Origin of the sequence: Nocardiopsis alkaliphila YIM 80379, assembly GCF_000341005.1 — a bacterium.
GTDB lineage: Bacteria > Actinomycetota > Actinomycetes > Streptosporangiales > Streptosporangiaceae > Nocardiopsis > Nocardiopsis alkaliphila.
Map to the genome: position 1 here is coordinate 1 of NZ_ANBD01000170.1, position 21,803 is coordinate 21,803.

Below are 21,803 nucleotides of genomic sequence, written 5' to 3' on the forward strand. Positions count from 1 at the left end.
GCTCCTCGCCTTGGCGGCCGGACTCGCCGAAGCCCTCGCGACCTTCCACTCCCAAGGGCTCGTGCACGGGGACATGCGCCCTGGGAACGTGGTCGTGGCCGCGGACGGGCCCAAGGTGCTGGACTTCGGGATCACCCGCCGCGTCGACCCGGTCGCACCCGCCCAGAGCGCCGAAAGCCTGGGGTGGTTGGCACCCGAACGCTATGAGCGGGCCGCCGCCACCACCGCCACCGACGTGCACGGCTGGGCCGCTCTGGTCCTGTTCGCCGCCACCGGTAACCCACCGTTCGGGGCCAACCCGGCCGGTCACGTCCTTGGGCGCGTCCCCGGTCAGATCGTGTGGGAGATGGCCGCCCGCGCCCGTGAGGCGCGCGTCGATCTGAGCACGATCCCCGAAGACCTGCGCCCGCTGTTGGAGAAAGCGTTCTCCTCCGACCCCGAGCGGCGCCCCTCCGCCGAGGAGGCCTACCTGGAGTGCCTGCTCTTGCTCGGCATCGACGAGCAGGCCACCGCGGACACCTGGCCCGCCCGACTGCGCGCGCTCATCGCCGAACAGTGGCCGGCCCTGGACTTGTCCTGGCACGACCCGATCGTGTGGACCGACGCCGCCTTGGCCCTGGCCGAGAGGCGACAGGCCCAGGCCTCCCCGGACCCGGCCCCGGAGCAGAGCGCCAAAACGATGAGTGGCGAACCGAGGGGTCCGGTGGCGTCCGGCCCCGGCACCCCGATGCCGGGCGTGCGCGGTCCGGTCACGCCCGGAGCACCTCAGAGCAGCGAGGCCGCCGCCTACCTCTTCGGTGGGCGGGGGAACCAGGGGCACGACAGCACCGCTGAGATCGAGCTCGCCGGGCTCGAGGAGGAAGAGGAGACCGCGGGCGGCCCTCGGATGGGGATGTGGCTGGGCGTGGGCGCCGTGGGTATGGCGCTGGTGCTGGGCGGGGGATACCTGCTGTACGACCTCCTGAGCGGTGCCCCCGCCGACACCGTCGGAGCCCAGACCCCCACCGCGGCACCGACGAACGAAGAGCAAGAGCCCGAGCCGGAACCCGAACCCGCTGCCCCCGAGCCCCTGGCCTGCGATGATCCCGACCGTGTCCAAGCCCAAGAGGCCCAGGCCCACTGGCGCCCCTTCTCCCCTGAAGCGGCCACGGCCGAGCAGTACCTCGCCCTGCTCACCCCCGGCCCCGAGGGTGTGCCGGTCACCGACCCCGAGATCTGGCCGTTCGTCCACCCGGTCGACCACGACACCGTCGACTACGGGTTGGCCACCCCGAGCCTTTCGGCGTTCCCGGTACTGAGCGTGTGCATGAGCCAGGTGGAGGCGACCGCCGACGGGGCGGAGTTCACCGTCGAGGTGAACTACCACCCGAACGTGGGCAGTCACCACGTGTACGCCGAGGACTTCATGGCCCTCATCCCGATCGACCCGGCCCAGAACGACGGAGTCGACCGGCGAACCCATCGGGGAGGCACCGGTAGTGAGATCGGCGCGCCTTTGACCACGCTGGCGGTGCTGAGCCCCCAGAACCCCTCCGAGGTGTTGACCGTCCACATCCCCGGAGCCCCCAAGCGAGCGGGTGTGGCCTACCGGCCCGCCCCACACTCGGCTCCCCTGGAACACGAAGCGAACGGGCACTGCTACGACGTGGACGGCACCCTGGAGTGGCGAGACGAGGAAGCACTGGGTTCGGGTTTCTTCGCCATGCCCGACACGTCGTTGCAGGACAACACCATGCTGGATTGTCCAGCGGAGGTGCCCGCTGATGAGGGCGAGGCGGCGCACACGGCCGACGAGGGAGTCCAAGGCGACGCGGGCGGAGTAGGAATCGAAGACGGTGCCGCTGAGAGCGGCCTCGGGAACGGCGGCCCGGGTGATGCCGGCGGCGTGATCACCGAGGGCGGCCAGGGCTGAGGTTTCGCACGGCTCCGCACTCTTCGTCGCCCACTCCGGACCAAGAGGAGTGATCGAGCCGATCGATCGTTCGAGCCCTCTACGACCGGACCAGCGAAGACCTTCACCGCTCGAAATCCGGTAGTTTCAGATCATCGTCGTTCTCTCACCGACTCGGGACGGGAGGAGGTGGGATGAACGGCGAGAGGGAGCGGTGGGTCGGGTGGGAGAGAACACCCGGCCCACTCCTCAACCGCCCAGGATCACCCCGAAGTCGACGTCGTTGCCCAGAATCATCGAACCCACGATGAGGATGAGCAGCCCTGGAAGCAGGGTCGTGGCGGTCACCACCGTCACCCTCGGGTTGAGCCGCTGGGCCTTACGGCGCATGTACTGGGCGTCGGCACGACGCATGTCCTGGCTGATGCCGACCAGGGTGTCGCTGAGCGGTGCGCCCAGCTCCTCGGCCTGCTGAATCGCGGTCACGAACTTGTTCAAGGACTCATTGCGGTTGCGGCGGCGCAGGGCGTCGAAGGCCTCGCGGCGGGAAGTGCCCAGTTCCATTTGGCGCAGCGCGATGACGAACTCGTCGGAGAGCACACCCGGCATGGAATCCGCCACTCGGGCCACGGCGGCACGGAACGACATGCCCGCGCTCACCGTCACCGCGAGCACGTCCAGGAAGTCCGGCAGCTGGGACTGCACCTGGTCGGCTCGTTCTTGGGTCTTGACGTACATGCTCAGGTCGGTCAGCCCCACGAACGCCAGCATCACCAGACCGAGCATGGCGTTGTCGGAGAACAGCAACAACACGGCCAGCGAACCGTAGAGGAGGACCTCGCCGGCCTTGCGCTGGACGTAGCGTTCCACCGTCAAGCCATCGACTCGGCCGGAGGCCTCGATGCGTTCGGCGATCGAACGCCGCCGCCCGTCACTGAGCGAGGCCAGGATCCAAGCGGTGAAGGGTCGCCCGATCCTCTCGGTGACCTTGTGCAGGAAGAACGTGTCGTCGCTCTTGACGGCGGGGCCCGCGACGGGTTCCCGCACCGCCACGCGCGTCTGCGACAGGAGCAGGTGCAGGCCGTAACAGCCGATCAGCACGATCGATGCGCCGGCCGACGCCACCAGCAGGGGCAAGAGGTTCATCGTGGTTCCTTCGGGGGGTGGGGCGGTGCGGGACCTACATCTTGAATCGGGTGATCCGCGACACCGCCACGAATCCGACGACGAACAGAGCGGCCGCGATCAGCAGGACACCGATACCGGCGGGTTCGCTGGTCATGGTGCGCATGATGCCGGGCTGGATCATGTTGAGCAGGAACAGGGCCCCCACCGACATGAACCCCAGCGCCCACACGGTGCTGGTGGTCTCGGCCAGGATGGTCTGCACCTCACGCCGGGTCTCCTTGCGGTTCTCCAAGGTCGTGGAGATGTTGCGCAGGGCGCTGACCAGGGAACCACCGGATCTGGACGCCACGATCAGGGTGGACAGCAACACCCCGAGTTCTCGGGAGGGCATGCGTTCGCGAAGTTCGGCGACGGCCTCCTCGAAGTTCGCGCCCAGCTTCATCGACTCGGCCATCCGCCCGAGCTCTTCCCCGGCCGGGCCGTCCAGTTCGTCGGCGGCGATCGCCACGGCGGTGGGCAGGGCCAACCCGGCGGAGGTCGCGTTGCTCAGCACCCGGGCCAGGTCCGGTAGTTGGCCGGTGAACTCCTCTCGTCGCTTGGCCTCGGCCCGGCTCAGGTAGGAGAAGAACAGGAACGCCACCCCGGCGGCGGCCAACAACCCGAACAACGGCGCCAAGACCTGCCAGACCACCACCACGGCCAGCAGTGAACCACCCACCAACGCCACGAGGAAGGTGGACAGGCGCACCTCCGTGCCCGCACGGGCCAGGCGCCGGCTCAGCCGGGCACCCCATTCGGTCCGGTGCAGGGCCGCGTCCAGCCGGACCATCGGGGTGGACGCGCTGTACTCGGCCTGGGCCAGGGCGCTACGGGAAGCGATCAGCCTGCGCTGTTCGGCGCTGACCACGAACTCCCACACGGCCCAGAGTAGGACGACCAGGACCAGGGCCAGGCCGCCGAGGATCGCCGCGAATTGCCAGGTCACGCTGACTCCCATCGGGTCGGATGCGCCACGGGCACCGGAGGTGGAGGGCAGGGCGGAAAAAGGTTCATCGGCGGCCTCCACCGGGCCCATCGGAGACCACACCGAACACCGCGGGGATGCTCTCTCCCACGTGGTAGATACGGCCGGCGACGTGGCGAGGCAATGGGTGGTGGCGGAAGTGCCCCACCACGCCATGGTCCGCCCCGGTGGGCATCGACACGAACTCCATCAACGGTTCCAACCGGAACTCCTCGCTTCGACGCGAGGACACCACGGCCACCTCGGCGACCCGGCGGGAACCATCCGGCCACCGGCCCAGGTGCACGATGGCGTCCACCGCGTTGTTGATCTGGTCGCGCAGAGCGTCGTAGGGCACCCGACCATCACCCAGGGTGGCCAGGGTCTGGATTCGGTGGATGGCGTCCTCGGCGGAATTGGCGTGCACCGTCACCAGGGAACCGTCATGGCCTGTGTTCATGGCCTGGAGCATGTCGATGGTCTCGGAGCCGCGTACCTCACCGACGATGATCCGGTCCGGACGCATCCGCAGCGCGTTGCGCACCAGGTCACGGATGGCGATCTCGCCCCGCCCCTCGATGTTGGCCGGACGGGACTCCAAACGCACCACGTGGTCCTGCATCAACTGGAGTTCGGCGGAGTCCTCGATGGTGACGATGCGTTCGGTGCTGGGCACGAACGCCGACATGGCGTTGAGGAAGGTGGTCTTACCGGTGCCGGTACCGCCGGAGACCACGATGTTGAACCGAGCCCGCACCATCGCCGACAGCAGCACCCCGGTGGGCTGGTCCAGGCTGCCCATCCGCACCAGTTCCTCGATGGGGTAGGGCTTGGGGAAGCGTCGGATGGTCAGGATCGGACCGGACAGGGACAGCGGCGGGATGATGACGTTGACGCGCTCACCACTGGGTAGACGGGCGTCGACCATCGGTGAGGACTCGTCCACGCGCCGGTTCACCAGGGAGACGATGCGGTCGATGGTCTGGTAGAGCTGCTCCTCGCCGTTGAAGGTGGCGTCGACGCGCTCCATCCGGCCGCCCCGCTCCACGAACACGTTGTCGGGGCCGTTGACCATGATCTCGGTGATGCTCTCGTCGGCCAGCAACGGCTCCAACACGCCCAGGCCCAGCGCCTCGTCCACGACCCGACGGGTCAGGACGGAACGTTCCCGGTCCGACAGCACCGGCCCCTCACGGGACAGGATGTGATGGACCACCTTCTCCAACCGCACCCGCCGTTGAGCGAGCGTCAGCCGGGACAGGTCCTCCAGGTTGATCTCGGCCAACAGACGCCGACGCCAGTGCGTCACACTGCTCCGGTCCGCCCGCTCCTCGGTGGAACGGTCTTCCTCCAAGCGGTCCTTCAACCCCATGTTTCCTCGTTCCTCCCTCGGTGGATGCCGGGCGCTCGTGGATACCGAGCACGCATCCCTAAACGTTGGGCATGTCCACCCGCCGGGTCAGCGTCACGTTCAGGTCCACCGAGAACACGATGGGCAGTGAGTGCGAGACCTCGACGTAGAACCCGGCACTGTCGTTGGTGCCGCTGGTGATGGTCGCGTCCTCCAACCAGGCGGGTAGGGCCTGACGGGCGGCCGCCTCGGCGCCTTCCAACCGTTGGGAGCCGGCCACCCTGGCCCCGGCGCGGGCCGCGGACTCCAACCGTTCGATCGCCACGAAGGCCATGAACGCCTCGAAGGCCACCACCACGGTGAGCAGCAACAGGGGCAGGACCGCGGCGAACTCCAGGATCGGGCCACCACGGTCGGCGTCGCGACGGGACCGCAGTGGGGGCCTGGGCCGGCTCGTTCGGGTCACCGGTCGCCCCCTTGGCCCGCGTGGTCATCGGGTGGGTCCTCGTCCGGGATCGGTCGGTCCACTGCGTTTCTTGGGGTGACCTCGGTGACGACCTTGGCCTCACCGGTGATGTCCCAGGGACCCTCGGTGCCGGGAAAGAACACCGGCATCGCCACACTCACCCGGGCGTAGCGCACCCCCTCGCGTTCGACGACGCTGGTGGTGAGCACGTCCGGAGCGTCCCACGGAGAACGCACCCGTTTGCGGGCCTCCTCGTCGATCCGCTCCATGTCGTCGGGGGTCACCGCGGCCTGACGGGCCGCCTCGGCCGCGCCGTGCGAGGCGTACATGGAGGTCAAGCCGATCAGTAGCACCTGCCACACCAGCGCCAGAGCCAGCATCATGAAGGGCACCATCGCGGCGAACTCCACGATGACCCCGCCCCGGTCCCCGCCTCGACGCCCTCGTCCGTTCCCGAGGCGTCGAAGGTCCGACGACCAGGGCCGCCCGTGCGGTCCAAGCCCCGCGGGCCTGGCGTGCTCAGCCACCGAACCCCCGTCCCGACGTGCGCTGTCCCGAAGGCCCGGAGCCGCCCCAGCCCCTGCGCCCTCCCGGGGCGTCCGTACGGGGCCCGAGGTGCCCGTTGTGCGGATTCGGGGTAGACGGGGCGTCGAGGAACCCCGACACGTCGCGGGTGGAGGAGGCCCTTTCCATCGGGGACGAGGGCACGGGGGTCATCCCACCGGAGGGCGTGTAGGCGCCTTTGCCGCTGCCCCCGGTGGAGGGGGCGTTGAACAGATCCAGTTCCGAGGCCAGTCGGGCGAACGCCTTGCGCAGGCCCTCGTCGGTCACCTTGGTGGGGTCGCCGTTGTTCTCACCGGGTTCCAGGGCCCGGTAAGCGGCCGGAACGGGTGTGCGCAGCACCTTGGTGCCCAGCAGTTGCTGGAGGAAGTCGGGTTGGATCTCGTTCTTACGGCTGTGCCTGGTGACCAGTGAGTACACGTTGTCCTGCGTGCGCACCTGTAGGCGTTCCCACATCGCCATCAGCCGTTGGGCTCCGCGTAGCGCCGGTACGTCGGGGGTCACGGTCACCACCGCGCTGTCGGCCAGTTCCACCGCCATCGCGGTGGCCTCGTTCATGGTGGAGCCACAGTCCACGAGCACCAGCTCATAACGGGAACGCAGGGCGCTGAGGATGCGTCGGGTGGCGCGGGCGGTGACGTCCTCTCCCCGCTCACCGTGTTCGGGAGCGAGCAGCACGTGGGGGCCGCGTGGGTCCACGTAGAGGGTCTCGGCGAGCATGCCGGGGCTGATGTCGTCGGCGGCGTCCACCAGGTCGGTGATGGATCGGCGGTGTTGGAGGTTGAGGAAGGCCGGCAGGTCACCGGTCTGTAGGTCCAGGTCCACCAGGCACACCACGCGGTCGCGTCGTGCGGCCGCCATGGCCAGGTGCACGGCGCAGGTGGTGGTGCCCACCCCGCCCTTGGCGCCGCTGACCGTCACGACCCGTCCACGCACCCCGGAAGCCGGTAGTTCGTGAGCGGCCGACTCCAGGTGGCGGCGGAGCGTACGCGACCACTCGGCCGCCTTGGCGATCCGGGTCTCCAGTTCGGTCATCCCGGAGTCGGCCGCCAGGACTCCGCGAGCACCCGCCTCCATGGCCCCGGTGAAGGTGTCCGGGTCCATAGTGGGGGAGACCAGCAGGATCGCCAGTTGGGGATGGCGGTGGGACAGGTCACGGATGCTCTCGAAGACCGGTGCGGGCCCCAGGTCCTGGTGGACCAGGACCACGTCCAGTTCGGGGAACTCGCCGGCCGCGTCGATCAGCGCCGTGCCGGTGTTGCGGACGGCCACGAGGTCGCAGCTGCCCAGTTCCTCGAATCGCGCGGCGAGCACCATCTCGGTCTCGGACGTGGGCATCCCCGCCAGAACGCGGAAGTTCACCGCTTCCTACCCTCCATGCGGCGTACGCCGCTCATCGCTGTGGTCGTCGTTGCCCTGCCCCACCAGGTCGTCGAAGTCCCCGCTACAGAACTGTTCGTCGCCCAGACCGCCGCCACCGGCCGCGCTGACCAGCGCCAGCCGGAGTTTGGTGGAGAACTCCTCGGCGTAGGCCAGTTGCAGCGCGCTGTCCGGGTCGAGCCGGAAGGTCACCGGGACCACCCCGGTCACACCGGAGTCGGTCTCCTGGCTGCGCATCTCCCCGATGTCCAGCACCTCCACCTCGGTCAGGACCCGGGTGGCGCAGGCCTCACCGTGGTCGCGTGGCTGGAAGGTGCCGTAGATGTCCACGGTCGAGCCACGTCGAACCTTGCCGGCCACACCGGTCTCGGCGTTGACCATGATGGCGATCTCCCGCTCGCCCTCGGTCAGCGTGGGTTGGGGCAGGACCATGCCCCGCTGGAGGTACACGCCGCTCTCCAGATGGGAGGAGGCGACCAGTTCCTGGTCGGCGGGGGTCTCCACCTGGGACAGGTCGGTGATGAAGACCTCCGGGTCGAAGTACATGCTGGGGACCTCGACTCTTTCCACCGAATCCTGGCCGATGGGCTGGTAGGCCTCCACGTCCTCCACCAGGCGCAGGGCCGTGGAGAACTGGCCCAGGCGTTCCTGCTGGTTGTTCAGGTAGGTGAAGACGGACGTGAACACGGCCACGGCGCCGACCGCGGCTATGACCATGAGCAGGACTCCGCGTCGCTGACGGGGGTTCATAGGGGGTGGTATCCGTTTCCAGTGTCGTGGTGGGCCCCGAGCCCGGGGGCGTGGTGTGACCCGGTGGAGGGGGAGTCGTCACCGAGAGTAGGTCCGTGGTTCGGGGTGGGGGGAGGGAGACCTCCGTGCGGGGGTGGCCTGCGGGTGGGTGGGATGAGGGCGGGCCGCTTCGTGGGGCGGTGGCCCCGGGACGGGTGCGCCGGTCGGTGACGGGTCGGATGGCGGCGCCCCGGTCCGGGGTGGCTTCGGTTCCGGGACCTCCCCGGACACCGGTCCGGGCCGAGGTCGGGGGGCCGGACCTTGGCGCGACTCCCGATGGAGGGACGGCGCGGGCCCGGGAGAGTGGGCAGGGGGCGCTGGAGGGACGTAGGTGGTACGCCCGGCGGTGTTGGCCGAACAGAAGGGGCAGGGCCGAGCGGCCATGGGTTCACCGCACCAGGCGCAGGTGGAGGTCTTGATGGAACCGGCCGCGTAGGCCAGTGCCTGGGGGTGTGCGCTCAGCGCCACGAACTCGACGTACTTGCCGGTGCCCCAATAGGTGTTGCCCAAGGGTTGGGCGGGCAACCGGCGGGTGGCCACCGGTTGGATGACCCGAGGAAGGTTGTCGTCGAAGGTCCTGGTGGTGACGGAGTCGGGTGTGGAGTAGAGCAACTGCACGGGTCGCACGGGTCGGAACGGCAACCGGGAGGCGAGTTCGTCGGGTCGCAACCGGCCCACTTGGGCGCTGGGCGCGCAGAAGGCCAGGAAGGAGACCGAGGGCGCGTAGGAGCCCACGTGCTGGCGCATGCTGGTGGGCAGAGTGGACAGGTTGGAGACCGTACGCAGCCAGGCCCCGGCGAGCAGGTGTTTGGGCAGTTCGCGGCTGAGGGCGGCGATCATGCCCGGTGGTAGGTAGGGGGCCAGATAGGCGAGCTGGTCGGCGATCAGGGACAGGGCAAGGGGTGACAGGTCGACGCTGATTCCGGCGATCCGGTCGGTGCGCAGTGCGCCCCGGGCGAAGTTGATGGCGCGTTGGGCGTCCTCGGCCCGCCACGCGGGGTAGAGCGCGATGACCTTGCGGCCGGCCCGCACCTGGTCGATGGCGAAGGTGACGAAGGCGGAACTACGCGCACCGGGTCCGTCACCGTGGAGTGGGAACCGGCGCGCCTCGGCCTCACCCACGTGGCCCGTGCTGGGGATATCCGCCAACAGGGCTACGGTCGTCGCCGACCTGGGTTGGGCATTGGACACTGGAAAGGCTCCATCGGTTCTACGCAGGTGAGCGAATTCGAAAGCGGAGCGGCGTCCCGCATCCGCCGGTACCACTCGGACGCATCGTAACGAATGGGTGGCTCAGAGCGGGAGGGGCGGTATTCGTCGCCTTGCGATGTGCTGGGTGAGGGGAGGTGGGTTCTCGCCGCCTTTCGTGGAGTGGTGGATCGGAGGGTGTGGTCGGGCCCGGGGGCGTGGCGGTGGCCGCCGAGGATGGCCCTACCTACGGGCATACCGGAACCTCTTCGAAAAGGAGTGGGCGTGGGTGGCCGTAAGTGGTCACCATGGTTCGTGGTGTTTCGTTGCTCGAGGTTCTTCCGTTGCTCTTGGTGTTGAACGGCGACACGAAAGGGGGTGCCACTCCATCAAGGATGCCTTTTTCGGACCGTCGCCACCAGTGCCCCCGTCGACACTGTGGATAACACGCGCCGAAAGTCCTCTCATCAGCGCGGATATCACCAAAGGAGACGCTTGCTTCCCATCTGCCACCCCTCGTCGGTGTCACGTACGTCTCTCTCGGGGTTGTTCCGCTGATCTGTGGGAACGAAACGACCAGGTTTCGCGTCATATCTTGAGAAGCCACGTGCCCCCTGAGGAGAACGAACGATGCGCAAGGCAAACCGTGCCGCGGCCGGAGCGGCCGCCTGGCAGATCATCCGGAACACCCACGGCGAGGTTTCCCTCTGGCAGCGGGTCCGCGCGCTCCCGCGCATGCTCGGGGCCAAGCTGAGGGGCCGGTACTCCGAACTCGGCAACGGCAAGCTGCTCGGCATGTTGGTGCTCGTCGCCTACGTCGTCTCCCCGATCGACTTCGTTCCAGAGTTGCTCTTCTCCGTCTTCGGGCTGGTCGATGACGTCGCCGTCGCCGTGTGGCTGACCACCATGGCCCTTGGTGAGAGCGAGCGCTTCGTCCTCTGGGAACGTGACCAGCGGGCGCGGGAGGCCTTCCAACGGGCCAACGCCGACGAGTTCGCCGAGTCCGAAGGGGAGAGGGGCCGTACCGAGGGCGGCTCCGCCCGGAGGGCGGGGGAGCCGGTGTCCCGTACGAAGCAGCGCCACTGAGCATCCTTCCTCGGGCGGTGCGGCCACGTGGTGTGAACGCTCGGGGTGGTGGATCGATGTGACCGCGCCTGGGGGAGATCCCTCCCCCGGGCGCCTTGGTGTCCGCGCTCGGTGCTCGGGAGGGCTCGGCGGTCGGCGCCGGACACGGCCTGATGCCGAGGGGGACGGTGGGTCCGCCTCGCCCAAGCGAGGCCGTCATCGTGTCGAGCGTGCGAGATCGGGCCGATCAAGGCATGGACAATCCGGAGCCCTAGCCGTAATGTGCGCATGGCGCACGATTGTGCTGCATGTGAACGCGCGGGTGGTTCTTCCCTCACCGGGCCGTGCCCCGAGAACGATCCACCCCCACACCGCAGGGAGTCGAACACACCCATGCACGCGACGAACCAGCGGACCCAGGTCGCCATCGTCGGGGCGGGGCCGGCCGGCCTGATGCTCTCCCACCTGCTCGCGCTCTCCGGAATCGACTCGGTCGTCATCGACCTACGCGAACGCGCCGACATCGAGGCCACCATCCGGGCGGGTATCCTCGAACAGGGCACCGTGGACCTCATGGTCGGTACCGGGGTCGGAGATCGGATCCTGGCGCAAGGGACCCGACACGACGGCATCGAACTGCGCACCCGTGGGGAGTCTCGCCGCATCGACCTGCCCGGCCTGTCCGGCCGTTCCGTGTACCTCTATCCCCAACACGAAGTCCTCAAGGACCTCATCGCCGCCCGTCTGGAACAGGGCGGCGACCTGCGTTTGGGCGTGAGCGAGGTGAGCGTTCACGACGTCACCACCGACACCCCCGCGGTCCACTTCACCGACGCCGACGGCGCACGGGTCGAACTCTCCTGTGCCGTGGTCGCCGGCTGCGACGGTACCCGCGGCCTCACCCGTTCCCTCATCCCCCGCCCACCGCGCGTCGAGCACTCCCGCACCTATCCGTACGGCTGGTTCGGCATCCTCACCGAGGCGCCGCCCAGCTCCGAGGAGCTCGTCTACGCCGACTCCGAGCACGGCTTCGCGCTGATCAGCTCCCGCAGCCCCACGGTCCAACGCATGTACTTCCAATGCGAACCCGGTGAGGACGCCGGCGCCTGGAGCGAGGAGCGGATCTGGTCCGAACTGCGCGCCCGGGTCAACGGCGACGGCTTCGCGCTCAAGGAGGGGCCGATCATCCAGCGCGGCGTCATCCCCATGCGCAGCCACGTGTGCGAACCCATGAGCCACGGACGCCTGTACCTGGCCGGCGACGCCGCACACGTCGTCCCGCCGACCGGCGCCAAGGGCCTGAACCTGGCCGTCGCCGACGTGGCCGTCCTCGCCCAGGCGCTCGAACGCCACTTCCACCAGGCGGCGTCGGACCTGCTCGACTCCTACGGACTCACCGCCCTGCGCCGGGTCTGGCGGGCCCAGCACTTCTCCTGGTGGATGACCTCCATGCTGCACACCGAGGTGGGCAAGGACCTCTTCGAGGATCGGCGTCGACGCGCCGAACTCGACCTGGTCACCGGATCCGAAGCGGGCCGGACCCTGCTCGCCGAGAACTACACCGGTGCACCGATCACGCTCACCAACCCCGAGTCCGTCTTCGCCGAGGCACTGGAGGCCACCGCACGGCACACCCTGTGAACCCTGTTTCGTCGAGCCCTCGGGCACCATCGCCGGGGTCTCCCATGGGCGTCGTTGTAGCACTGTGTCACATTGGTGGAACAAAGGGTCGCCGTTGTTCGTTCTTTTCGGTGCCCGCTTCCCACCCCCGAGGAGTGTGCACCGACGTGAGACCCCTGCGCGACGAGGATCCCCGTACCATCGGTGGCTATGACCTGCTCGAATGCCTCGGAGAAGGAGGCATGGGGCGGGTCTACGTCGCGACCTCGCGCGGCACCGGGACGCCGGAGCCGGTGGTGATCAAGGTGGTCCGAACCGAGTGGGCGCTCGACCCCACCTTCCGCGAGCGTTTTCGCAGGGAGGTGGCCCTCGCCCGCCGGGTCAGGGGGCGCTTCCTCGCCGAGATCTTCGACGCCGACCCCGAGGCGTCACCGCCCTGGTTGGCCATGGAGTACATCCAAGGTCCGACCCTGGCCGAACACGTCGACTCCGGCGGGCCCCTGGACGTGCCCGGGCTCCAACGCCTGGCCTGGGGTCTGGGCCACGCGTTGGCGATCATCCACGACCAGGGCATCGTGCATCGTGACATCAAACCCGCCAACGTGATGATGGCGCAGGAGGAGCCACGGCTCATCGACTTCGGGCTGGCCAAGGCGGCCCGGGACAGTACCGGGGTCTCCCGGGGACAGGTGGTGGGGACCCCCTCCTACATGTCCCCCGAACAGGTGCGGGGTGGGCCGGTGACCGCCGCATCCGACGTGTTCGCGCTGGGTGGGGTGCTCTACTTCGCCGCCACGGGAGCCCCACCGTTCGGCGAGAGGGACGACGCGGTCTTCCACCGGATCCATGAAATGGAACCCGACCTGGGCCGGGTGCCCTTGGCGCTGCGGGAACTGGTGGCCGACTGTCTGAGCAAGGACCCGAGGCGAAGGCCCGATCCCGAGACCATCGCTTGCGGACTCGACCGGTTCTTCCCCCAAGAGACCCTTCCACCACGTGTCCCGCCCCGGCGGACGTCTCGGCCCGACCATCCCGACGTCCTCTCGCTCCATCGCCTACTCCGAGGCCAGGGCCATCCTCGACCCCAAGAGGGGGCGCTGTTGGAGTTGGCGGTCGAGTGCCAACGACACACCGCGACCCCCTTGGACGAGTACATGGAACTCTTCCGCTGGTATCACGGCAGGTCACTCGGGCAGAACGATCCGTTCCACCCGGGGGAGGAGGCCCTGGACGAGGAAGCCCTGCTCGTGGTCGCGGCGATGGTCGGAATCGCGTGCGCCGACCGCACGCTTCCCCATGGCCTGGCCCGACAGGTGCTGTCGGTGGCGGCCTCCCAAGGCGCGGCGGCGGTCCCGGTGATCGGTCTCAGCGCCCTGTGGACTCGGGCGTGGACTCGCCAGGACGTGCTGCGGGCGGTGGGTCTGCTCATCCAGATGGGTCTGCTGAAAGGCGAACCGAATCCGCGGGCCGGGCTGTTGGGCGGTCTGGTCACCGTTCCCGCTCCGGTGCGTACGGCTCTGGGGAGGCCGGCGGAGTGAGCCGAACCGTTCGGTCCCCTCAGGCACGGATAATGGGTGTATGTCCCTGGAACAGCGAGGTCGGCGGATCGACCGTGAGGAATCCACCGACCTCGGGCATCCGGCGCTGCGCCGCGAGGAACTGGTCGCACTCGCCGAGATCGTTCGGGAGGAGTGCGCGGGTGACCTGACGATCGGCCTCTCCGACGGTGGCGATGAGGTGGGCCATGCCCCGGAGTCCTTCACCGAGCACCGGCGACGTTCGGGAAAGGTCAAGCCGAGGGAGTTGTACATCCTCGGCAGACGTGGGCGGACCCGGATCACCGTGATCCTCGATAGAGACTCCCGGGTGCGGGTGACCAACCCCGATGAGGGTTCCCGGCGGGCGGTCGCCGCGATGGTGGAGGTGGTCCGCGACCATCAGCGCAGGTTCACCGACCGCGCCTGGACCGGCGTCGCGCTCGGTGCCGTCGGGGTGCTGGTCACCGGTGGCTACGCGGGAATCCTTCTCCGGCAGGAGTTGTCGGGCACCGGTTATGGCCTGGGGGTCGTGGCGCTGCTGATCGTGAGCCTGGGATTCGTGCTGTGGGGACAGTCCACCTCGACCGATGGTGAGGGAGCTCGGATCGTCAACGCCCCCCGAGGATGGTTCCGGCGCGGTCGAGATCGGTCTGGTGAGAAGGGCTGAGGTCGGGCTTGCGGGCGCGGCCTGGTGCTCCCTCCCCCTTTCCCCTACCACAGCGATGATCTTGCTCCCATGAGCGCTAGAAGCGTCATCGCGGAACAGGGCGGCGAGCGAAGTCTGCCTAACCGGTGAAGAAGCCCCAGACCGAGCGGACCAGGGCATGGGTTCCCACGGCCAGGTACAGCAGGATGGTCGCGGTGGCCAACGTGATGACCAGGTACACCGACAACGCGGTGGCACGGCGGACGGCGTGGTAACACCGTTTCGGATCGATCACCCAGAGTCTCTCCCCGGTCCCACCGGCGCGGGGTCGCCGAACCGTCCGGCACCGTGATCGAAGAGGCCATGGGTGTCGGTGAGCATCGTGCCGAAGACCCCCGCCTCCCGGGCCAGCACCCAGCGCAGCAACACCGCCAGACTCGGATCGGGGACCCCCTCATGGTCCACGACCGCGCTGGTCACGAACACCTCCACCGTGCCGAAGTCGGCGTGCGCCGCCCGTAGGAGGTTGGCCGTTCCCATGACCTCACGCATCCACGGCTCGGGTGGCGTCCCCGTGGGGTCCACGGTGGTGCCGGCGAGGAGGTCTCCCCGCGTCACCACCACCGCCAACCGGCTCCGTGCCGCATCCGCCCCCAGGGTTCGGTACTGCCGTCGCACCTGGTCGCGGACCTGCATGTAGGCCTGTTCGGGATCGGTCGCGCCGGAGCGGTCCCCGGCCAGCCGACGCTGCTCGTCCACGTCCAGTGCGTTCCACACCGCCGGTACCGCGAGCGGGTCCACCACCAGCAGGAAGGTGCCCGCCTTGCCCAGGTAGGTGAGTTCCTCGGTGCGGCCGGTGGTGTTGAACCATTCCCCGGCGGTGTCGTACACCTGTAACGACAAGGCACGCCGATCCGCCACCACCCGTAGGGTCAATCCCCGGGCACGCCTGCCCGGCGGAGTGGGTGCCGTGCGATGCCGAGGGCGGAGCATCGCCTCGCTGTCGCGCAACCGGTGCCTGGTCTCCTCGCCCATCGACTCCACGTGGACGTCACGGTCGTGCCCGGCGGTGTGGGTCAGAACCTGGTGGAGCCCGTGGCTGAGCCGGGTCTTGCCCGCCCCGGTCGCACCGAACAGGGGCAGGACGAACTCGCGGTCCTCGCCCGGGCGGTGTTCCAGCGCATGGTCGCAGTGGGGACACCGGGTCGCCAGGTCGGCGCTGCCCAGCAGCAGCAGGGTGGGCAGGTCCCGGCCGCACGCGCACCTGCGTCGGAACACGCCCCGCGACCCCGGCCGCACGTCCCGATGTCTTCGACCGCAGCCGTCACAACCGTAGGACGGGTATGGCATGCACTCGAAACAGTGCGGGCACACCATGCGGATCCGGCGGGCGGCCAGCAGGGCACCATCCATGAGCCGCAGCAGCACCACCCCGGACCAGGCCAGAACCAGGTGGGCCAGGGCGAGAGCCGCCTGGAGCAGCAGGAGCGGTTGGATGAAGGGAGCGAACAGGCCGGTTTCACGCAGCACCCGGCGGTGGACCTCCGCCAGATCCCACCACAGGGGACCGGCGTGGTAACCCGGCCAGGCCGACTCCTGAGGCCCGAGCGGTCGCACCCTCGGGTTCTCACCACGGTGGATGACCTCGTGGACTCGGCGCAGGTGGAGCAGGGCCGACCAGGTCGCTCCCAGGGCCAGGGCCAGGGCGCAAGCGACGATCACCGCGCACACCCCGAAGCCGATGACGATTCGCACGGTCTCCATGGCCTTCTCCTCTCCAGGGTGTCCTCGCCTCGGATTCAGCGCGTCCCCCTCCACAGCCGAGCGAACAGGCCTCCTCGTCCGCTCCGTTCTTGGCTCTGGCGGATCCACTGTTCGAAGGCCTGCTCCTCCTCGGGAACGGTGAAGGCCTTGCGCACCGCGATGGTGTTCCTACGCGACCAGGTGAGTGAGGCGGGTTCCAGCACGTTCGTCAGCAACTCACGCCCCCGTTCGGCCACCGAACCCCGCGCTTCGGTGGCCTCGACCATCCGTCGTGCGGTCGAGAACACCCGCACCACCAGTGCCACGTCCAGAGGACCACCCGCGCGGCCCGAGGCCGACGCACAGGACAGGGTCAACCGTTCGGAGGCCACTCGGCGGTAGGCGTCGAACACCTCCGGCCCGCACTCGGCCAGAACCCGGGCGCCCAGGTTCTGATCCCAGCGCAGCAGCCGGTCACCGACACGGCGCAGCACCAGACGCCTCACCACCGGAGCACACCCTCGACTGTGGGCGGTGAGTTCGGCCAAGGCCCGGGGACGCTCGGTACCCCGCGCCCGGTCCAGGGCGCCCACCCGGGACTCCACGCGGCGCCAGTCTCGAAGCAGCGACCGCCCCTCGGCGGGCAGGGGGAGGTTGCGGCGCGACAGCAGGGACACGGCCTCGTACCACCACCGCTCTTGTTCCCGAGAGGGCAGCCGGGACAGCACCTCGGTGCACCAAAGACCGACGTCGGGTGCCAGGCGGGTGTCCTGATCGACCACGCCGAACGAGGCCACCACCGCCTCGGCCTCCGGGGCGGTGCCCCAGACCCGAAGCAGCAGCTTCCGGTCCAGGTCGTGTTCGGGCAACCGTGGCGGAGCGTGGGGTCGAGAACGCGTGCGCAGGGACACCACTTCACGCAGCAGCGGCAGAGGGTCGCCCTCGTGCGCGTGGAGCATGCGCAACTCGCGCAACACCGCAGTCGAGGCGTCCCGGTCCGTCATGAACAGGGCTCCGATGGGGCCCGTGGCCAGTGTGGTCAGGTTCGGGTCGGACAGCTCCCCCAGCCCACGGGCGGCCCCCCGGCGTACGGGCGTATGGTCGGTGACCAACTCCGCCAGGTGGACACCGGGCCGAAGACGTGGTGGGTGTTCGGCCAGACGCCGGGCGACGAGTTCGACGCCGTACCGTTCCAGATTCGCCTCCGGTAGGGGAACTTGGCCGGCGCGGGCCCAACGCAGCAGCTCCAGGGCGCGGTCCGGCTCCGGAAACCGTCCCGGGCCCCCGGTCAAGAGGGCGCCCACGCGTTCGCCGGCGGACGCCGATACCCGGGGCGAACGCATGGGCGCCACCGCAGGAGCGGGAGAGCCCGTGAGGATCCTGTTCAGCGAGCGGCGTGCGAGCAGCCCTTCCAGCCGCTCGGTCAGCGCCCACGACCCGTACGTGTGGACCACCCGTTGAAGCCGGGCCAGTTCGTCTTCGTGCAGGGTGTCCGGGCCCAGGTCGAGCAACCGGTCGAGCAGGTCACGGGTCAGGTCCGAGGGCAGTCGGGCCGCCGCGGCGGGGAGCCAGGCGCGGACCGCCCGCAGGTCCGGTTCCGTTGTCGGGACGGAGCCGTCGGCCAAGGAAGCGGCGGCCAGGAGTGGTCGCCACTGGGCCAGAGCGCCCTCTTGCCCGCACGAGTAGGGGAGGGCGCCGGCCCATAGCGCCGGTGCGTCCCTCACACCGGCCCGCAGCAGCTTCGCCACCACCGCGTGGGCGTCCGAGGCGGTCTGGTCCGGACCTGTTCGGTTCGATCCCGCCACGACGCCGGACCCGCCGTTGGAGTGGGTACGGGCCAGGCTCGGAGCATCGAAGACCACGAAGCGTCCCCGCAGCATCCGGATGTCGGTCCCCGCCGGCACCGCCACCACGTTCACCAAGGTGTTCTCGGGGCTGCCGCTGTAGGTCGCGAACGACATCCGAAGCACGCGACGGGGCGGCAGCAGGTGGGACAACGCGGCCACCCAGTGGGCGGCGTCCTCGTCCTCGGCCACCAGAAGCACCGGAGGACCGTCATCGATCGCGGCGTCCACCGCCATCAACAACCGGCTCAGCGTCGCCTCGTCTCGACCGCGCAGCCAAGCGGCCGTCCGCTCTCGGTCCAGTGGCCCCGGTGTCGGGGTGAGGCCGGGCAGGTTCGGTTCGGCCACCGGCCGACCGGTCCAAAAGGAGGCCTCCCACAGTTCCGCGGGCAGTGGATCGACCGTTCCGTTCAACAGGAGGGTGTGCGCGAAGTAGTTGCCGGGCCGCCCGGAAGGGTCGTCCCCACTGGAGACCACCCGGCTCAGTACCCGTACGCCCCCCAGGTCGGGGGAGTAGCACAGGTTCACCGGGTGGCGCCGGAACTGGTCCGGCGGCAGTGCCCTGGGAGGCTCGTACACGGTGAAGCGCTCCACCTCGCGCAGTACACGCGCGTCCACACCCGGGGTGGCCGCGTTGAACTGGTAGCCGGTGTAGCCCGACAGACCGTGCTCACACGAGGTGTAGTAGAGCTGAGGTGACCCCATCGCCTGTGTGTGCCCTTTCCGTGATGCCTGTGGTGTGGTGGAGGTGTGGAACGCCGGTGATCTCCTTCGTCGGTCGGACATCGTGGTGCCCCGGCGGGCGACGTCGTCAAAGCAGGTGTGGTCGGTGGTCCGAGCCCTTGGCGGAGATCACCCCGAACCGTGAGAGCATCCACAAGAACGGGTCGGCCACGCGGTAGGGGCGCACCCCGCCCCGCACGAGGTTGTCCTCCCCAGGGCTGTCGCCCAGTGCCGAGACCCCGAAGTAGTGGGCGTTGCGGTAGTGGTTGGCCACGTGGTTGTCGATGCGTGGTCCGTCCCACCGGTGCAGGAGTTGCTGGATCTGAGCGTGCACGTCCTGGCCGTCGGTCGCGTCGAAGTACGGTTCGCTCGGCTGGGGCCGGTGCAACGGCGACCCTTCGTCCAGCTGGTCGCGCAGCGCGTCGATCTTGGTCAGGCACACCGCGATGGGCACCTTGATCAGTCGGTTCGCGGTGCCCTGCCGGCGCAACAACAGATCGGTGACCCGTTCCAACATGTGGATCGGCCGGTTCTGTGGGGACTCGGGGGCGGGCAACCTGCTGCCCGGAGCGACCGACCGGCGGGCGCCCTCCATCTGCAAGGAGTCCAACAGCACGATCACCCCGTCGGCGTTGTTGAGGTAACGCAGGTTGGTCTCCACACTCCTCTCGTCGTTGAGGTCCTCGCCCGCCGTGTCGAAGAAGGACAACAGGGTGTGGTGGGGACGCTGCCCCACCAGGCCGCGCCGCTGCCCGGTGAAGCGGAACACCAAGGGCTCGCGGGTCGCGCCGGTGCGACGGGTCGCCCGCAGCAACCGGCCCTGTTCGTACAGGGGGGACTCGTAGTCGACGCCGAACCGGTGCCTGGTGTGGTCGTCCGAGCCGCCCACCGACGCTCTGAACCGTTCACCCACCCGGTTCTTCAGTTCGTGGATGAGCACCGTCATGAACACGGTCTTGCCCGCGTCCGGGGCGCCCACCAGCGCGATCATTCGGCCGCGCATCCGACCGAAGTCCACGGGCAGTCTGGAATGGCACACCGCGCACACCTGTCGATCGCTGAACACCGAGCACTCGGGGCAACGCGCCTTGGGACGCCGGCCATTGCCCGCGAACACCGGGGGCAACCGTTCCCGTCGGCCCAGGTGATCCCGCAAGGCCTGGTCCTCCGATTCCGAGCACGCCCTCCCATCGGGGCCGGGACGTCCCAGGCAGCGGAACCGGATCTGTCGTTCGGTGAAGTCCGAATAGCAGTAGGGGCACACCAGGCGTGGCCCCTCCAAAGGGTTGGTGGGCATGGAGTTCAGGCTCATAGGCGCAGCTCCTTGACCGAGGGCTGGCGTAGACGCACCTCGCTGTCGTGGTCCACCGGAAAACACATCAGCCAACCGGAGCCTCGGGGAGGTCGAACCCGCACCGAGACACGTTCGCCGGCCCTCAGACGTCGGGCGGGTAGCACCGAGAGCACCCGACCGCGTTCACACGTGTGCGGCTGTACCTCACCCGGAGTGAACACGATCGCGATCTCCGGCACGGCGCAGTCGGAGTCCGTGCTCAGGTGCACCGTCCGTTCCCGGCCCAACAGCCCCGCCGCCTCCACCCGGTAGTCCAGCACCACTCGCCCGGGCAGTCGCACGGTCGTGGCGGCGCTCAGGGTCTCCTCGGTGTCCGAGGACACGATGGTGCGTACCGTCACGACCAAGGGGCCCGAGCCCATGCGTGCCTCGAAACCGCCCTCCGCGTCATAGCGCCTCCTCGACCTGCGTTCCGCCCCTCGTGTCGTGTCCCGGCGCTGCGCGGATTCACTGATGGTGTCCCGCGCCGTGCCCCGGGAGGTGTCCTGCGCCGGGCTCCGGGACGGCGCGTGCACCGGTTCCCCCTCCGCGTCCGGGCACCAGGTGACCAGGGCGACGGCGGCGTGTTCCGGCCAGGTCCAGCTGAGCCGGACCACGGTGTCGAACCGTTCGGCGCGCAGGTCGGTCACGGGTGGGGCGGCCACCACACGTACGCACGCGCCCGCCACCGCGGACTCACCCGCCACCGTCACGATCAACACGTGGCTCACCCCGGCGGGCAGCACCAGGGGCAGTCGGCAGCGCCCGTCGGCGTCCAGTCGAGGTTCGCCCTCCACCGGCGACCGCGAACCCGTGTCGACCTCGGCGCCCGGTTCCACGGACGGATCCCGCCGACCGGTGAACAGCAACACCCGGCCACGTTCGGGCGGGGTCCAGGAGGCCACGAACCCCCCTTCCTCCTGGTCGATCCGCAGATCCCGCACGGGCACGGCCTTGGGGCCGGGGAGTGCTCGGAAGGTCTCCCCCTCGGAACGGCGCGCGTGCCCCTGTGAGGTCAGGTACACCGCCCGCACGAGGTAGAAGTACTCCACGTCCGGGCGTACGGAGGTGTCGTGGAATCCCGATCCGTCGTGCTCCACCGACACCACCTTGGGGCCGATGCCGTGCGGTGGGGCGCCCTCTCCTCGCAGGACCTCCACCCGAACGGCCTCCGGTGGGGGCCGCCAAGAGGCCGAAACCACGGACTCGGCCACCACCGGCCTCAGTTCGGACACCTCCGGAGTGAGCATCACGGGCCGGCTCGACACGGCCGACGACACCCCGAGGCCGCCCCGCACCGCCACCACCGTGTAGTAGGCGTCGCCACCCACCCCGAGGCGGTCGTCGACCAATTCCGTTCCGCTCACCTCTCCCAACGACTCCTCGCGATCGCCTCCCTCCCGGCCGGTCCGGCGGGTCACCCGGTAGCTCACCCGCCCCACCACGCTCGTACTGGGCCGCCAGGTCACCACCACACGGCGTCCGTCCACACGGGCCGCCACCTCCCCGGGAGGGGCGGGTGCGATCGAGTCGA

At 69.3% G+C, this 21,803-nt stretch carries 18 protein-coding genes; 5 read left to right on the forward strand and 13 right to left on the reverse strand.

The window, feature by feature from the left end:
- The coding region (locus D472_RS26260; protein WP_051046056.1) for a protein kinase domain-containing protein at positions 1-1,912 on the forward strand (1,912 nt) is incomplete at its 5' end.
- A 228-nt stretch (positions 1,913-2,140) separates the two neighbouring features.
- Here D472_RS26260 and D472_RS0122890 read toward each other — a convergent pair.
- The 8 genes from D472_RS0122890 to D472_RS0122925 form a co-directional block, all read right to left on the reverse strand.
- Positions 2,141-3,037, reverse strand: a complete 897-nt coding sequence (locus D472_RS0122890; protein WP_017606773.1) for a type II secretion system F family protein — start codon at positions 3,035-3,037, stop codon at positions 2,141-2,143.
- A gap of 34 nt (positions 3,038-3,071) precedes the next feature.
- Positions 3,072-4,004 (reverse strand): type II secretion system F family protein, encoded by a 933-nt coding sequence (locus D472_RS0122895; RefSeq protein ID WP_026117987.1) that lies wholly within the window; start codon positions 4,002-4,004, stop codon positions 3,072-3,074.
- Between the two features lie 64 nt (positions 4,005-4,068).
- Positions 4,069-5,394 (reverse strand): CpaF family protein, encoded by a 1,326-nt coding sequence (locus D472_RS0122900; protein ID WP_017606775.1) that lies wholly within the window; start codon positions 5,392-5,394, stop codon positions 4,069-4,071.
- Positions 5,395-5,452: 58 nt separating this feature from the next.
- The gene (locus D472_RS0122905) at positions 5,453-5,839 is read right to left on the reverse strand and encodes a TadE/TadG family type IV pilus assembly protein (RefSeq protein WP_017606776.1); all 387 of its coding nucleotides are present in this window, start codon (positions 5,837-5,839) and stop codon (positions 5,453-5,455) included.
- Positions 5,836-6,249 carry a hypothetical protein gene (locus D472_RS0122910; protein WP_017606777.1) on the reverse strand — a complete coding sequence of 138 codons (414 nt, stop codon included), beginning with the start codon at positions 6,247-6,249 and terminating at the stop codon, positions 5,836-5,838. The genes D472_RS0122905 and D472_RS0122910 overlap by 4 nt, the downstream gene beginning before the upstream one ends.
- Before the next feature lie 109 nt (positions 6,250-6,358).
- On the reverse strand, positions 6,359-7,762 hold the full coding sequence (locus D472_RS0122915; protein WP_017606778.1) for an AAA family ATPase: 1,404 nt from the start codon (positions 7,760-7,762) through the stop codon (positions 6,359-6,361).
- Between the two features lie 6 nt (positions 7,763-7,768).
- Positions 7,769-8,530, reverse strand: a complete 762-nt coding sequence (gene cpaB, locus D472_RS0122920; RefSeq protein WP_017606779.1) for a Flp pilus assembly protein CpaB — start codon at positions 8,528-8,530, stop codon at positions 7,769-7,771.
- A gap of 78 nt (positions 8,531-8,608) precedes the next feature.
- Positions 8,609-9,718, reverse strand: a complete 1,110-nt coding sequence (locus D472_RS0122925) for a hypothetical protein (protein WP_017606780.1) — start codon at positions 9,716-9,718, stop codon at positions 8,609-8,611.
- 669 nt (positions 9,719-10,387) lie between these two features.
- Here D472_RS0122925 and D472_RS0122930 point away from each other — a divergent pair.
- The 4 genes from D472_RS0122930 to D472_RS0122945 all read left to right on the forward strand — a co-directional run bounded on the left by D472_RS0122930 (position 10,388) and on the right by D472_RS0122945 (position 14,647).
- Positions 10,388-10,843 carry a YkvA family protein gene (locus tag D472_RS0122930; protein ID WP_017606781.1) on the forward strand — a complete coding sequence of 152 codons (456 nt, stop codon included), beginning with the start codon at positions 10,388-10,390 and terminating at the stop codon, positions 10,841-10,843.
- A gap of 372 nt (positions 10,844-11,215) precedes the next feature.
- Positions 11,216-12,463 carry a 4-hydroxybenzoate 3-monooxygenase gene (locus tag D472_RS0122935; protein ID WP_017606782.1) on the forward strand — a complete coding sequence of 416 codons (1,248 nt, stop codon included), beginning with the start codon at positions 11,216-11,218 and terminating at the stop codon, positions 12,461-12,463.
- Positions 12,464-12,609: 146 nt separating this feature from the next.
- Positions 12,610-13,980 carry a serine/threonine-protein kinase gene (locus D472_RS26965; RefSeq protein WP_051046057.1) on the forward strand — a complete coding sequence of 457 codons (1,371 nt, stop codon included), beginning with the start codon at positions 12,610-12,612 and terminating at the stop codon, positions 13,978-13,980.
- 40 nt (positions 13,981-14,020) lie between these two features.
- Entirely contained in the window at positions 14,021-14,647 is a 627-nt protein-coding gene (locus tag D472_RS0122945) for a hypothetical protein (protein WP_017606783.1), read from the forward strand.
- A 118-nt stretch (positions 14,648-14,765) separates the two neighbouring features.
- On the opposite strand, the gene D472_RS28505 is transcribed toward D472_RS0122945, so the two are convergent.
- From D472_RS28505 to D472_RS28010, 5 genes are all read right to left on the reverse strand, one after another.
- Entirely contained in the window at positions 14,766-14,921 is a 156-nt protein-coding gene (locus tag D472_RS28505; RefSeq protein WP_017606784.1) for a hypothetical protein, read from the reverse strand.
- Positions 14,918-16,390, reverse strand: coding sequence for a TRAFAC clade GTPase domain-containing protein (locus D472_RS0122955; protein ID WP_017606785.1), 1,473 nt, complete (start codon positions 16,388-16,390; stop codon positions 14,918-14,920). Before D472_RS0122955 ends, D472_RS28505 begins: the two co-directional genes overlap by 4 nt.
- Positions 16,391-16,425: 35 nt before the next feature.
- Positions 16,426-18,918, reverse strand: a complete 2,493-nt coding sequence (locus D472_RS0122960) for a GTPase-associated protein 1-related protein (RefSeq protein ID WP_017606786.1) — start codon at positions 18,916-18,918, stop codon at positions 16,426-16,428.
- A 106-nt stretch (positions 18,919-19,024) separates the two neighbouring features.
- The gene (locus tag D472_RS0122965) at positions 19,025-20,248 is read right to left on the reverse strand and encodes a GTPase domain-containing protein (protein WP_017606787.1); all 1,224 of its coding nucleotides are present in this window, start codon (positions 20,246-20,248) and stop codon (positions 19,025-19,027) included.
- A partial coding sequence (locus tag D472_RS28010; RefSeq protein ID WP_026117989.1) for a fibronectin type III domain-containing protein occupies positions 20,245-21,803 on the reverse strand: 1,559 nt, incomplete at its 5' end. The genes D472_RS28010 and D472_RS0122965, both read right to left, overlap by 4 nt.

Excerpts from the sequence above, each read along its gene's own strand:
- D472_RS0122890 (WP_017606773.1), bottom strand. The coding sequence starts at position 3,037 with ATGAACCTCTTGCCCCTGCTGGTGGCGTCGGCCGGCGCATCGATCGTG.
- D472_RS0122900 (WP_017606775.1), bottom strand. The coding sequence starts at position 5,394 with ATGGGGTTGAAGGACCGCTTGGAGGAAGACCGTTCCACCGAGGAGCGG.
- D472_RS0122955 (WP_017606785.1), bottom strand. The coding sequence starts at position 16,390 with ATGGAGACCGTGCGAATCGTCATCGGCTTCGGGGTGTGCGCGGTGATC.
- cpaB (WP_017606779.1), bottom strand. The coding sequence starts at position 8,530 with ATGAACCCCCGTCAGCGACGCGGAGTCCTGCTCATGGTCATAGCCGCG.
- D472_RS0122935 (WP_017606782.1), top strand. The coding sequence starts at position 11,216 with ATGCACGCGACGAACCAGCGGACCCAGGTCGCCATCGTCGGGGCGGGG.
- D472_RS0122965 (WP_017606787.1), bottom strand. The coding sequence starts at position 20,248 with ATGAGCCTGAACTCCATGCCCACCAACCCTTTGGAGGGGCCACGCCTG.
- D472_RS0122960 (WP_017606786.1), bottom strand. The coding sequence starts at position 18,918 with ATGGGGTCACCTCAGCTCTACTACACCTCGTGTGAGCACGGTCTGTCG.
- D472_RS0122930 (WP_017606781.1), top strand. The coding sequence starts at position 10,388 with ATGCGCAAGGCAAACCGTGCCGCGGCCGGAGCGGCCGCCTGGCAGATC.
- D472_RS0122945 (WP_017606783.1), top strand. The coding sequence starts at position 14,021 with ATGTCCCTGGAACAGCGAGGTCGGCGGATCGACCGTGAGGAATCCACC.